Source organism: Liquorilactobacillus mali KCTC 3596 = DSM 20444 (assembly GCF_000260415.1).
GTDB lineage: Bacteria > Bacillota > Bacilli > Lactobacillales > Lactobacillaceae > Liquorilactobacillus > Liquorilactobacillus mali.
Window position 1 is genome coordinate 1 of the sequence record NZ_BACP01000043.1, and the last position, 13,302, is coordinate 13,302.

Here is a 13,302-nt window from a genome sequence, read left to right on the forward strand (position 1 = left end):
AAGTCATTTTTTAGAATGCGTGGGACATAATTAGTCATGCTCCAGTTATTTGCACCCCCGGCAGAAAGCGTCTCGAGGATTTTTTGTTCATCAAGTCCAGCGTGCTGTGCGTAAAGAAGCATTTCTGTCAAACCTGTCATTGTACCAGCAATCATTATCTGATTTGCCATTTTAGCGTGTTGGCCAGATCCTGCAGCCCCAAAGAAATTAGTTGCCTTACCGATAACTTTGAAGAGGGGGAGAAGTTCGTTATATGTTTCTTCTTCGCCACCAACCATTATGGTTAATGTTGCGTTTTGAGCGCCAACATCACCACCAGAAACGGGCGCATCAACAGCATGGAAATCATGCTTTTTTGCATAGTCAGCAATTTTGACTGCTAAACTTGGACGACTTGTCGTCATATCAACTGTAATGCTCCCTGCTTTTAAGCCTTTGAAGATACCCTTGTCACCGAAATAAACTTCTTCGACATCGGTAGGGAAACCGACCATTGTAAAGACAATATCGCTTGTCTTGGCAACCTCAGTCGGAGTATCGGCCCAAGTTGCACCAGCAGCGACTAATTTGTCGGTTTTACTTTTTGTACGATTATAGACAGTTAGTTTGTGACCAGCCTTTATTAAATGGCCTGCAATTGCAGCACCCATCACGCCAGTTCCAATAAATCCAATTTTCAATTTTGTCATCCTTTCCATATGATACGAATTCCTACAACAATTTGATAATACCAACACCAATTACCATAACAATGATCCCAATGATTTGTGTGAATTGGACAGGGTGCTTTGGTGAGAGAAACAAGCCAAAATGATCGACCAAAAGGCTCCCGATAATCATTCCAATCAACACAATCACAGTTACGATTCCTGTTCCGAGATGTGGCACTAAAAAAGAATTACCCGTTACGAAGATAGCGCCAAGCAAACCGCCCGTCCAGTTCCACCAAATAATTTGCGGACTCTTTAGATTTTTGAGATTTTTACGATCTTTAATTAAAACAATTAGCCATAAAAAGATCGTACCGACCAAAAAAGAAAAGAAGGCTGCATTGATGGATGAATTAAGTATAACACCCAGATGACCATTAATCGCAGTCTGGATAGCACTGAGAGAACCGGTGATAATTCCAAAAAGGCGCCAACAAAACAATAAGAGAGATGATTCTTTTGCTTTTGCAGCAAGTTTATCACGATGGAGAATACTGGGCAATGCAACTGCTACGATTACTCCTGCAAAAACTAAAATTGCTCCGCAAAGGCGAAGAAATGTTAATGGATGATGGGATGAATAAAATAATCCAAAATTATCAATTAACATGCTTGCGAGTATTTGTCCTAATATTGGCATGATAACTGTTTGAACTCCACCAATATGCGGGAAAAGGAAAATATTACCAGTTAAGAATATAATTCCAAGAATCCCCCCTAACCAAATCCACAAAGGTTGGTTTGAGATGAGGGTAGTACTTGGAAGCAGTACACCATGAGTGATGATCACGAGAATTGCTAAGAAAATGGTACCAACACTAAAGGAGATTGTTGAAGCGATGAAAGGGGAAACTACGGAGACACGCAAGCGCGAGTTGATCGCAGTCTGCATAGGTAAGAAAATGCCAATACAGATGCCAATAGCAAATAAATACATTTTTATAACCTCACTTTATTAAAAGACAAGATTGATAATCTATGCCTACATATTAGCAGATAAAAATTGGTAGTAAAACTAAAGGATTTTTTGACAAAAAAATACGGAACTATAAAATGGATAAAGTTCCGTAATTATGGTTGCACATTGTTACTTATCTGTTAATTTTCCGAGTTTAATAAATCCTCGTTGAATCCAAAATGAGGATATTAAGGCAAGAAGATCAATTACAATGAAAACAATTAATGTAACGGAATAACTATGAAGGACTTGGTGTGTGAAGGATAAGAGTAGTGGTCCAACTATTCCGGCAGCTGCCCAAGCAGTTAAAATATATCCATGAATAGCTCCAAGTTCCTTTGTACCGAATACATCTCCTAGATATGCAGGAATTACAGAAAAACCAGCTCCGTAACATGACAATACTAAACACAGTGCAATTACAAATATTAGCGGGTTACTGAAGGCAAGAATAACTGAAAGCATTACAACGTTCACGATGAAAATAGCACTGAAAGTGATAGGTCTGCCAATGAAATCAGAGAGAGTGGCCCAAACGAGTCGACCAAAACCATTGAACAGGCCGACTATTCCTACCATGACAGCTGCAGTGGCAGCTGACATACCAGTCATTTCCTGTGCCATTGGAGACGCTGCGGATACAAGCCCAATGCCGCATGTGATGTTGATAAAGAACATAAGCCAAAGGAGAGAAAATGATTTTGTTTTAACTGCTTGATTAGCAGTAAGTTCTGGCCCAACTGTAATTCGGACCCCCTTTTTCTCAAGGGTTACTTCCTCATTCGAAGAATCAGGTCTGCGAATGAATTGTGCAGAAATAATCATTACAACAAAATAGAATGTGCCAAGAATATAGAACGTTCTTTCAAGTCCAACTGTGGACATTAGATTCTGAGCAACTGGTCCTGTGAGCATTGCAGCAAAGCCGAATCCCATGATTGCAAGTCCTGTTGCTAGACCACGTTTATCGGGGAACCATTTAATAATGGTTGATACTGGTGTAACGTACCCAGAACCAAGTCCAAGACCGCCGATAACACCATATGCAATGTATAAAAGAACAAGTGAATGGATGTGAATCGAGTAACCTGTTAAAATTATTCCAAGACTATACAAGATACTAGAAATTGTGCCGGTTAATCTTGGCCCAGCTACTTCAACAATTCTACCCATAAAAGCAGCTGACATTCCTAGAAAAAAGATTGCAATACTGAAAGCTCCTGCAACAGAAGATTCAGTCCAGCCGGTCTGCTTAGCAATTGGGCCCGTAAAAACGCTCCAAGCATAAACTGAGCCTATCATCAGGTGTAACATAATACCTGCCAAAGCAACAATATATCTATTTGTTTTCAAAATAAATTCTCCTCCGTTAAATACGAACTATATTGTGTTTTATTAACTTAATAATATGTTTATTGAGATTATATCACACAATAATATGTTTTGTAAGATAATTATTAATTATTTTGCGAACAATGTGTTGATGGGTAAAGGAAGTCTAATAATGATGATTGCTAGTTTTCTCGTACAATAATGAAACAAAAAGGTAGTAATTTTATAAATTAAAGTTGCTTTTTAGAAAATTAGTCAAATAAAAAAGGTAGTATGACATAAGTCAGTAAAGTTTGAGTACTAATTCGAGATTAGGCTGAAAATTTTGACTTATGGAACACTTTCATACGTAATAAATAGAAGGGGCTGGGTCCTATATTTTGACCCAGCCCCTTCTATTTATTCTAAAAGAAACTTACGATAAATTAATTAGTCAATTTTAATTTGGTTTTCAGACGAGGAAGTCTTTTTTGACTTTGGAAGTGTAATTTCTAATACCCCATCAGTGTATTTTGCAGAAATTTGATCCTTAATAATATTAGGAAGACGGTACTGTCTTGAGTAGCTGCCATAACTGCGCTCACTGGTGATGATGTTTCCATCCTTATCGCTTTCATCTTCAAAGGAGTCTCTCTTTGCACTAATCGAAAGAATTCCATTGTCATAAGATAGAGAAATATCTTCCTTGTTTATCCCTGGAACATCAACCTTGACGTCGAACGCGTCATCTGTTTCTTTGATATCAGTTTTAAGAGCCTGATTAAAAGATTTTGCTCCTTCAAAAAATGAATGTCCCAAATTACTGAAGAAATCATCTTGTCCCATCCAGTTATTGATTCTGTTAGTTAATTCGTTACTCATTTCTAAAACTTCCTTTCTTTATTTTTCAACTATATTCTAAGTCCTTTTATTAAAAAAAACAACAAAAACGAACTGAAGTTCTCCTTTGTGCTGTTGACTTTTTTTTAATTAACTGGTAAGCTTAAGATTCTATTATACGGTGAGGCGTCTACTGCGGAAGGTGGGCGCCATTTTTTATTTGTTGCGAAAATTTTTGAATAAACTTTTTTAAATCATTGCTTTTAATGGTATTTTAATTTAAAATTAATTTCATGCTAACATGTTGAATTTTTTGTGGAAAAAAGGGGATGTTTTTATGAAGATACAAAAAAGGTTTGGTTTAGGGGTGGTAATTACCGCTTGTTCGTTAATTTTGGTGGCCTGTGGTAATAGCAGTTCATCTAGTTCAAAACAAGTTATTAATTGGAGTGAGCCTTCGGAACTGCCTTCAATGGATATTTCAAAGGCAACAGATACAATTAGTTTTGATATGTTGAACAACACAAATGAAGGTTTATATCGCTTAGGTAAAAATAGTAAGATTGAACCAGGAATTGCGAAATCTACTAAAATTTCTAACGATGGGATGACCTATACGTTCACTTTGCGTAAGGATGCGAAATGGAGTAATGGTGATAAATTGACAGCCAAAGATTTTGTTTATTCATGGCAAAGAACTGTTAATCCAAAAACAGCTTCAGAATATGCGTACCTGTTCAGTGGCATTAAAAATGCTGATGATATTGCTGCAGGTAAGAAAGCGGTTAATACACTTGGAATAAAAGCAGAAGGTAATTATAAGTTAGTAGTTACACTTGAAAAGAAGGTACCTTACTTCAAACTTTTAATGGGCTTCCCTTCATTTTTCCCACAAAACAAGAGTGCGGTTGAAAAATACGGCAGCAAATACGGAACAGCTTCCAAGTATATGGTTTACAGTGGTCCCTTTAAGATGACAGGCTGGACAGGTTCTAACCTTAGCTGGACATTGAAGAAGAACAATAACTATTGGGATAAGAAGAACGTAAAATTATCTGCGATTAATTTTAAGGTTAATAAGAGTACAACAACTGGTTATAACTTGTATCAGAGCGGGAAACTTGATGAGACACTTTTAGGTTCTGAACAGGCAAAACAGTTGTCGAGTTCAAAAGAGTTTACGGTTCGTAGCGGGGCAAGAATCAATTACCTTGAATTTAATCAAACACAAAAAGTTTTCCAAAATAAAAAGATTCGTCAGGCTATTTCCTTGGCAATCAACCGTAAACAATTAGTCAAGAAAGTTCTCGGTGATGGATCTGTTGTTGCTCCTGGTATTGTATCTAAGGGACTTGCAACGTATAATGGCAAAGATTTTACAGAGGATGCTAAAACTTACGACGGCGTTAAGAGTGATAAGGCTGAGGCAAAGAAACTCTGGGCAGAAGGTCTTAAAGAATTAGGAACAAACAATGTGCAATTTACTTTGTTAGCTGATGATACGGATGCTGCAAAGGATGTTTCAGAATATATTCAGAGTCAACTCGAAGAAACTTTATCAGGAATCAAAGTTTCTGTGAATAACGTACCTTTCAAGACGCGCTTAAGTAAATCCCAAAATGGTCAATTTGATGTAGTTCTTTCAGGTTGGGGAGCTGATTTCTCAGATCCAATTAGTTTTGTAGATTTATTTACATCTGATAATTCATATAACAATGGTAAGTGGAGCAATTCCGAATATGATTCACTAATTTCTGCTTCCAAGGATGCAGATGCTGGGTCAACTGCAAAGCGTTGGAGTGATATGGTACAAGCTTCAGAAGTTCTTATGAAGGAGCAAGGCGTTGCACCTTTGTATCAACAGGCACAAGCAACGTTAGTTAAATCTAAGGTTAAGGGTGTTATTTACAATTCAGCTGGTGTTAACTTTAACTTCAAGGATGCATATGTGAAGTAGTGGAGTGACCAAATCAGAAATTATTTTTCAGTGTGATCCTAGCAAGGGGTAGAAGATCCTAATATGTTTCAAAAATGAAGGAGATTGTCGAAAATGTTTTTAAATTTTCGGTACTCTCTTTTTTTATGCACCGTACTTTACCATGACTTCAAGCTAATTGTATAAAGCTATTTGTGAGTAAAACTAGTAACTGAATATTGTGTAAGAAAGATTGTGTTTTGCGTTTGAGTGTCAAAATTTGAAACTAATTCAAATGAGTGATACACTCTTGATACACAATGCGAAAGGGGTTACAAGTATGACACGGCGCGAAAAAATTATTGATTATTTAGCGAGTCATGGCACTGGGATGATTGAGGCTCTTACAACCAGCGAGGTGGCGGAAGGACTAGGTATCCTTAGATCGAATGTCAGTAAAGAGTTAAATCAACTTGTACGCGAAGGTCTTGTGAATAAACAAAGTGGTAGACCAGTAAGATATTGGCTGAACACACCAGGGATAAAGCTTGATCCGATTGAAGAAAAAAAGATTGAAAGTACAAAAATAGGTTTTGCTGCAGATAAAAGTATTGAAACTAAGAAAGTTTTTACCCCTTTTTCAAAGAGAAAAGGAAATACTTTTGAAAGTATGGTTGGACACCATGACAGTTTAAAGAATCAAGTTGAACAAGCTAAAGCTGCTTTGCTCTACCCGCCACATGGGTTAAACACATTGATTATTGGTCCAACTGGTTCAGGTAAAACTTATTTTGCTAATACTATGTATCATTTTGCGGTCGATTCTGATATTTTAACGAAAAAACAGTTTATTACATTCAATTGTGCAGATTATGCCCATAATCCGCAACTATTGATGTCTCATCTGTTTGGATATGTTAAAGGTGCTTTTACGGGAGCTAATGAGGATAAGGATGGTTTAATTCAGCAAGCTGATGGCGGAATGCTGTTCCTAGATGAAGTTCATCGTTTGCCCCCTGAAGGGCAAGAAATGATTTTTTATTTTATGGATCATGGTATATATAGTAGACTTGGCGAAACTGCGAAGGTACATCATGCTGATATCAGATTAGTTTGCGCTACAACTGAGAATCCGGAGAGTTCACTACTTCAAACGTTTGTAAGAAGGATCCCCATTATTATTCAATTACCTGCTTTTCAGCAAAGAACTGCACATGAAAAGATTCAGCTGTTGGAACAGTTACTGACGCTTGAAGCAAATCGAATTCAGAAGAATATATGTCTAAATGAGGATGTAGTGCAAGCGTTAATCGGAAGTGTCACATATGGAAATGTTGGGCAACTTAAGTCAAATGTTCAACTTGTGTGTGCACAGGGCTTTTTGAACAGCATGCAAGATAAAAATGAAATTAGATTACAATTTGAACAATTACCGCCAAATATCAAAGATGGTTTGTCCCACTTGGCCAATAATAGACATGAACTGGGTGAGATAACAAAATTGTTAGATACAAAGATGATTATTAAACCTGATGCCCAAAAGAAATATACTGAAGTTGATAGTTATGAATTACCTTATAATCTGTATGAAATTATTGGCGATAAAGCAGCCCTTTTGAAGGACGAAGGATTAGATAAATCATCAATAAACAATTTTATTATGACGGATATCAATTTACATTTGAAATCATTCTATAGTAGAGGAAAACTCGATAAAGCAGAAAATAAATTAAATGAAATTGTTGATCAGGATATAATTGATTTAACAAAAAGAATTCAAAAGTTTTTGGTTGAAGAAGAAGCTTATCCTGCCCGCGATAATTTCATATATGCAATGAGTCTACATATCAGTTCTTTTGTGAAGAGAATCCAGTCTGGCAAACCGCTTAGACAAATATCAAAAGATTTGACGTCCATGGTACATGATTATCCAGACGAATTAGAAGTCGCACAGAAGGTCAAAGGTATCATAGAAGACTCTTACCAATTCCCTATTCCTGAGTCGGAAGTGTATTATATGGCGATTTTGCTTGCATCACTAAAAGCTGAGCCAAAGGCGGGGAAGGTTGGTATTGTAGTTGCAGCACATGGGAAGAGCACTGCTTCATCAATGGCTCAGGTAGTTACGCAATTATTATCAGTTGATAACATTACCTCCTTTGATATGCCACTAGAAATGAGCCCCAAAGTTGCACTGGATGGGATTGCTGTCCAAGTGAAGCAAATAAATCAAGGTAACGGGGTACTGCTTTTAGTAGATATGGGATCTTTAAGTACCTTTAGCAGCAAGTTGACGGAGAAAACGCGGATAGAGGTTCGAACGATTGACATGGTTACAACAGCGATGATTTTGGAAGCTGCTCGTAAGACGGCATTAATCGATAGTGATCTATTAACCGTGTACCGTGAATTGCGTGAATTTGCAGGATACTCACGGACCACAGAAAAGGTTACAGAAAAAAAGGAGAAAGATACAATATCGAATGATGATGGACGACAAAAAGTTATTATTGCAGTTTGTTCCACAGGTGAAGGAACGGCAAAAAAGATTAAGGAGTTATTGGATAAAATCCTTATTGATAACTTAATTAATGACCTAAAAGTCATCCCAATTTCGGTAGTACAAATGAAACAAGAAGTACAAAAGATAAAGAAGAATCAACGAATAGTAGCCGCAACTGGAATAGTTGATCCCGATGTATCGGTTCCTTTTGTTCCGCTAGAAAAGTTGTTACAAGATGGCGGAGAAAGTTTAATCAGCTTGATTGAGGGTATGGAATTAGAATTAGATCGAAACGTGGATTTTGAGTATTCTGATGTTCTTACGGAAGAGATTGCACAGAAGTATTTAGGGCAGTACTTTACATTTATAAATCCTAAGAAAATTACAGGGATACTGTGGAAATACTGTGACTTTCTTGATAGAAGGGTTCAAAAAAAGCTTACAAATGCCTTTAAAATCAGTCTGATCATGCATTTAGCTGGAGCAATTGAGAGAATTTTAACAAATTCTGAAATGGCAGTTTCTGCTGATGAACTTGAGTTGATGAAAAAGGACTCATTGTATAGTGTGGTACAACAAGCCAATGAGATACTGCAAGAAGCTTTGAATATTGAATTAGGCAAGAATGAAATTTATTATATAATGCAACTTTTTAATACAGAATTTCAAAAAAATTGATACACAATCAGTGACACACTATAAGATAGTGTGTCACTGATTGTTTTTTTATAAAGAAAGCCTTTAATTAAAGGAAAATTTGATAATACACAAAACTTGGCATGAAAGTTGCTATTAGTATGGTGTAGGCATCGCTTACAAGATGACTACAAACTATATTAAGTAATAATTTCATTTGCTATGAGGTGATAAAAGGTGCCGATGGATGTTCGTCTTTTAAGAATTGATAGCCGATTGCTTCACGGTCAAGTAACTACTAATTGGGCAAAGGTAACAAAGGTTAATCGTATTTTAGTGGTTTCTGACAAAGTTGCAAGAGACAAAATTAGAAGAACTTTATTAATACAAGCCAGTCCGCCAGGAATAAAGGTCAACGTTATTACAGTTGCTAAGATGATTGGCATTTACCACGATATTCGTTTTAGTTCGCTAAAGGTGATGATTTTAGTAGAAGAACCTGAAGATGCCAAGAGACTAATTGCTGGAGGTGTCACAGTTGATACTGTCAATATTGGAGCAATTAGTTTTGATAAAACAAAGGTAATGGTTAGTGATGCGATTGCAGTGAATGATGTGGATGTGGCAGCTTTTTCTTGGATTCACAAGAAGGGGATTAAGCTGGATGTTCGTAAAGTATCGGGCGATAATTCAAAGGATTTATGGCATGCACTCTCTGAAAAAGAATTAGTTTGAAGGATTTATTACTTAATATAGTGGAGTTATGCAGTAGGTTTTATCAACTTTTGCATAAGATGCAAAAGAAAAAATATTAGGAGGTATTAAACATGGTAGGAATTATTCTTGCGAGCCACGGCGGGTTTGCAGAAGGCATTTTCCAGTCTGGTTCGATGATTTTTGGCGAACAAGAAAATGTTAAGGCTGTTACCTTAATGCCTAATGAAGGCCCAGATGATGTAAGAACCAAGATGGAAGAAGCTATTTCATCTTTTGATAATCAAGATGAAGTTCTCTTCTTGATTGATCTGTGGGGTGGAACACCATTTAATCAAGCCAATAATTTGTTAGAGCAGCACAAAGACAAATGGGCGATTGTTGCTGGGATGAATCTTCCAATGGTAATTGAAGCTTATGCATCAAGATTATCAATGGAATCAGCTCAGGAAATTGCGACACACATTATAGAGACAGCAAAAGATGGTGTGAAGGTTAAACCAGAAAAATTACAACCTAAAGAAGCGAAGAATGCGACAGCCGCAGGTACTAGCGCTAGTGGTCATCCAGGCAAATTTGAGTATGTTCTTGCACGAATCGATTCGCGTTTATTGCATGGACAAGTAGCAACGGCTTGGAGCAAGACAGTTAAACCGACCCGGATTATTGTTGTTTCTGACAATGTAGCTAGAGATGATTTACGTACAAAGATGATTACGCAAGCAGCTCCAGCAGGTGTTAAGGCTCATGTGATACCAATTGAGCAGATGATTAAATTAGCAAAAGATGATAAACATTTTGGAGGACAAAGAGCTTTGTTGCTTTTTGAAAATCCACAAGATGCATTAAAGGCAATAAAGGGTGGAGTGCCTATTAAAACATTAAATATTGGTTCGATGGCACATTCCGCTGGGAAAGTACAGCCTAATAAGGTTCTAGCGTTTGATCAGAGTGATATTGATGCATATAAGGAATTAGAAGAGGCAGGAATTTCCTTTGATGTACGCAAGGTTCCAAGTGATGGCAGAGAAAATATGGATAACATTCTTAAAAAGGCACAAGAAATGTTGAAAGAAAAGCATTAGTTAAAAGAAATGGAGGATAAATTATGAACCTGAGTATGATTCAAATCATTTTGGTTGTCTTAGTGGCGTTTTTAGCCGGCATGGAAGGCATTTTGGATGAATTTCATTTTCATCAACCAGTTATCGCTTGTACGTTGGTAGGTTTAGTGACAGGGCAATTATTACCATGTGTTATTTTAGGCGGAAGTCTACAAATGATCGCATTGGGTTGGTCAAATATTGGGGCTGCAGTTGCGCCTGATGCGGCCTTGGCATCGATTGCATCAGCAATTATTTTAGTTTTAGGTGGTCAAGGACGTGCGGGAGTTTCATCAGCTATTGCTATAGCAATTCCTCTGGCAGTTGCAGGCCTTCTTCTCACTATTATTACTCGTACGTTAGCAACAGGTATTGTTCATTTTATGGATGGTGCTGCTAAAGAAGGTAGTTTTAGGAAAATCGAATTTTGGCAAATTGTCGCTATTTGTTTGCAAGGATTACGTATTGCAATCCCGGCAGCTCTAATTTTAGCCTTAGGTGCTGGTCCTGTTAAATCATTATTAAGTTCAATGCCGAGTTGGTTGACAGATGGTTTATCTATTGGTGGTGGAATGGTTGTTGCTGTTGGTTATGCAATGGTTATAAATATGATGGCTAGTCGTGAAGTTTGGCCATTCTTCATCCTTGGATTTGTTTTTGCAGCTATTAGTGAAATTACACTTATCGGACTTGGTGCTATTGGGATTTCAATAGCGTTGATTTACTTGACTCTTTCGAAAAAGGGCGGTAATAGTAACGGCGATGGTGGAAGCTCAAATACAGGTGATCCAGTAGGCGACCTGATAGATAAATATTAGAGAAGGAGGGAAAAATAATGGTTGATCAAATTAAATTAAGTAAAAAGGATCGTATTAGTGTTTGGTGGCGCTCAACATTCCTTCAAGGTTCGTGGAATTATGAAAGAATGCAAAATGGTGGTTGGGCTTTCACTTTAATACCAGCACTAAAAAAATTATACAAGACTAAAGAAGAACGTTCAGAAGCACTAACTCGTCATTTGGAATTCTTTAATACTCATCCATATGTAGCTTCACCAATTATTGGGGTTACATTGGCACTTGAAGAAGAAAAAGCTAATGGGGCTCCAATTGACGATGTTACAATTCAGGGTGTAAAAGTTGGTATGATGGGACCATTAGCTGGTGTAGGTGATCCAGTGTTCTGGTATACAGTTAAACCAATTGTCGGTGCATTGGCTGCATCACTCGCTATAAGTGGAAGCATTATTGGACCAATTTTATATTTTGTCGTTTGGAATGCAATTAGAATGAGTTTTATGTGGTATACACAAGAATTAGGATATAAAGCCGGTTCAAAAATTACTGAGGATTTATCTGGTGGAATTTTACAAGATATTACTAAAGGTGCTTCAATCTTAGGTATGTTCATATTAGCGGCACTTATAGAGAGATGGGTTACCGTTGACTTTAGCGCAGTTAAGATTTCGAGCATCAAACAAAGTTCAGGTGCCTATATTGATTGGAGTAAATTACCTTCAGGAGCAGCCGGAATTAAGGAAGCTTTAGTTCAGCAGAGTTCGGGTCTTTCTCTAACAGAATATAAGGTAACTACTTTACAGGATAACTTAAATCAATTAATTCCAGGACTTGCAGCTTTGCTTATTACATTCTTGTGCATGTGGCTATTAAAGAAAAATGTTTCTCCAATTGTTATCATACTTGGACTCTTTGTGTTTGGGGTAGTAATGCATGTTTTAGGTGTAATGTAGAATTAAAAATGAAAAAAATGTGTAAGGTAAGTCGATAAAATTTGAGTGCTAACTTTGAATTGGGCAAAAGTTTTTGACTTGTGGCATACATTTACATGTAATCAAGGAGGGGCTAGGTCAAAATGAAATTTTTGATCTGGTCTTTTTCTTACTATTCTTACTATATATAAACAAATGAGTAAGTCTTTGATTGGATTGAAAAGTACAGAAATAGAATGCTTTACGTGTTCAATAGTAAAGCTATATAATTACCTAAAACACATAATAAGAAGGAGAAGGAAAAATGGTCAAATCGATTAATACAAAAGTGGACCTAGTTATTAAGGGAAATTCTCATATGGGAATGGCAGACTACGGTAAAATAATGATAGGCGATAAGGGGTTTGAATTTTATGATATTCGTAATGTAAAGAATTTCATTCAAATTCCATGGGAAGAAGTGGATGTTGTTGTGGTATCGGTTTTATTTAAAGGAATGTGGATTCCACGCTATGCTCTAAAGACCAAGAGAAATGGGTTATTTACTTTTTCTTCCAAGAATCCCAAGAGAGTTTTACGTGCGATCAGAAAATATGTTGATGCTAACAAAATAGTAAAATCGCTAACTTTTTTTCAAGTTTTAAAGAGAGCAATGACGAGAAAAAAGAAAAAGTAATTAAATTGTGATTTTTAATAATAAAAAGATTGACGAGTGACGAAATTAAGAGTATATTTAATTTCGTTGTTTGTTTCAGGGAAAGCGAAAGCAACCAACAATTAAATAAAAAAGTGTTTGACAGTTGTTGTTGAACATGGTATTATATAAAAGTTGCGTTAAGCAATTAAGTAGACCTTTGAAAACTGAACAAAGTTTCGACAAATT

The 13,302-nt window shown here is 36.7% G+C and carries 11 protein-coding genes; 7 read left to right on the top strand and 4 right to left on the bottom strand.

Features of this window, described 5'->3' with window-relative positions:
* The 4 genes from GSM_RS07900 to GSM_RS07915 all read right to left on the bottom strand — a co-directional run.
* Positions 1-680 (bottom strand): NAD(P)-dependent oxidoreductase (locus GSM_RS07900; RefSeq protein WP_029327396.1); only part of this gene is annotated, 680 nt, incomplete at its 3' end.
* A gap of 31 nt (positions 681-711) precedes the next feature.
* Positions 712-1,647, bottom strand: a complete 936-nt coding sequence (locus GSM_RS07905; protein WP_003690924.1) for a DMT family transporter — start codon at positions 1,645-1,647, stop codon at positions 712-714.
* Between the two features lie 150 nt (positions 1,648-1,797).
* On the bottom strand, positions 1,798-3,021 hold the full coding sequence (locus GSM_RS07910; protein ID WP_003690923.1) for an L-lactate MFS transporter: 1,224 nt from the start codon (positions 3,019-3,021) through the stop codon (positions 1,798-1,800).
* 408 nt (positions 3,022-3,429) lie between these two features.
* Positions 3,430-3,861, bottom strand: coding sequence for an Hsp20/alpha crystallin family protein (locus tag GSM_RS07915; protein ID WP_003690914.1), 432 nt, complete (start codon positions 3,859-3,861; stop codon positions 3,430-3,432).
* Positions 3,862-4,156: 295 nt separating this feature from the next.
* Here GSM_RS07915 and GSM_RS07920 point away from each other — a divergent pair, with 295 nt between their 5' ends.
* From GSM_RS07920 to GSM_RS07950, 7 genes are all read left to right on the top strand, one after another.
* Positions 4,157-5,776: a peptide ABC transporter substrate-binding protein gene (locus GSM_RS07920; RefSeq protein WP_003690912.1), complete on the top strand. Its 1,620-nt coding sequence runs from the start codon at positions 4,157-4,159 to the stop codon at positions 5,774-5,776.
* 298 nt (positions 5,777-6,074) lie between these two features.
* Positions 6,075-8,915, top strand: coding sequence for a sigma-54-dependent transcriptional regulator (locus tag GSM_RS07925; protein WP_003690910.1), 2,841 nt, complete (start codon positions 6,075-6,077; stop codon positions 8,913-8,915).
* 201 nt (positions 8,916-9,116) lie between these two features.
* Positions 9,117-9,608 (top strand): PTS sugar transporter subunit IIB, encoded by a 492-nt coding sequence (locus GSM_RS07930; protein WP_029327397.1) that lies wholly within the window; start codon positions 9,117-9,119, stop codon positions 9,606-9,608.
* Positions 9,609-9,700: 92 nt separating this feature from the next.
* Entirely contained in the window at positions 9,701-10,672 is a 972-nt protein-coding gene (locus tag GSM_RS07935) for a mannose/fructose/sorbose PTS transporter subunit IIA (RefSeq protein ID WP_003690906.1), read from the top strand.
* Between the two features lie 23 nt (positions 10,673-10,695).
* Positions 10,696-11,508: a PTS mannose/fructose/sorbose transporter subunit IIC gene (locus GSM_RS07940; protein ID WP_003690904.1), complete on the top strand. Its 813-nt coding sequence runs from the start codon at positions 10,696-10,698 to the stop codon at positions 11,506-11,508.
* Between the two features lie 17 nt (positions 11,509-11,525).
* Complete coding sequence (locus GSM_RS07945) at positions 11,526-12,440, top strand: PTS system mannose/fructose/sorbose family transporter subunit IID (protein WP_003690903.1); 915 nt, start codon at positions 11,526-11,528, stop codon at positions 12,438-12,440.
* 283 nt (positions 12,441-12,723) lie between these two features.
* Positions 12,724-13,095, top strand: a complete 372-nt coding sequence (locus GSM_RS07950) for a DUF956 family protein (RefSeq protein WP_003690901.1) — start codon at positions 12,724-12,726, stop codon at positions 13,093-13,095.
* The last annotated feature ends 207 nt before the right edge of the window (positions 13,096-13,302 follow it).

What these genes read in the sequence shown, in the direction of transcription:
- GSM_RS07905 (WP_003690924.1), bottom strand. Translation starts at nt 1,647, where the DNA reads ATGTATTTATTTGCTATTGGCATCTGTATTGGCATTTTCTTACCTATG.
- GSM_RS07915 (WP_003690914.1), bottom strand. Translation starts at nt 3,861, where the DNA reads ATGAGTAACGAATTAACTAACAGAATCAATAACTGGATGGGACAAGAT.
- GSM_RS07920 (WP_003690912.1), top strand. Translation starts at nt 4,157, where the DNA reads ATGAAGATACAAAAAAGGTTTGGTTTAGGGGTGGTAATTACCGCTTGT.
- GSM_RS07925 (WP_003690910.1), top strand. Translation starts at nt 6,075, where the DNA reads ATGACACGGCGCGAAAAAATTATTGATTATTTAGCGAGTCATGGCACT.
- GSM_RS07930 (WP_029327397.1), top strand. Translation starts at nt 9,117, where the DNA reads ATGGATGTTCGTCTTTTAAGAATTGATAGCCGATTGCTTCACGGTCAA.
- GSM_RS07935 (WP_003690906.1), top strand. Translation starts at nt 9,701, where the DNA reads ATGGTAGGAATTATTCTTGCGAGCCACGGCGGGTTTGCAGAAGGCATT.
- GSM_RS07940 (WP_003690904.1), top strand. Translation starts at nt 10,696, where the DNA reads ATGAACCTGAGTATGATTCAAATCATTTTGGTTGTCTTAGTGGCGTTT.
- GSM_RS07945 (WP_003690903.1), top strand. Translation starts at nt 11,526, where the DNA reads ATGGTTGATCAAATTAAATTAAGTAAAAAGGATCGTATTAGTGTTTGG.
- GSM_RS07950 (WP_003690901.1), top strand. Translation starts at nt 12,724, where the DNA reads ATGGTCAAATCGATTAATACAAAAGTGGACCTAGTTATTAAGGGAAAT.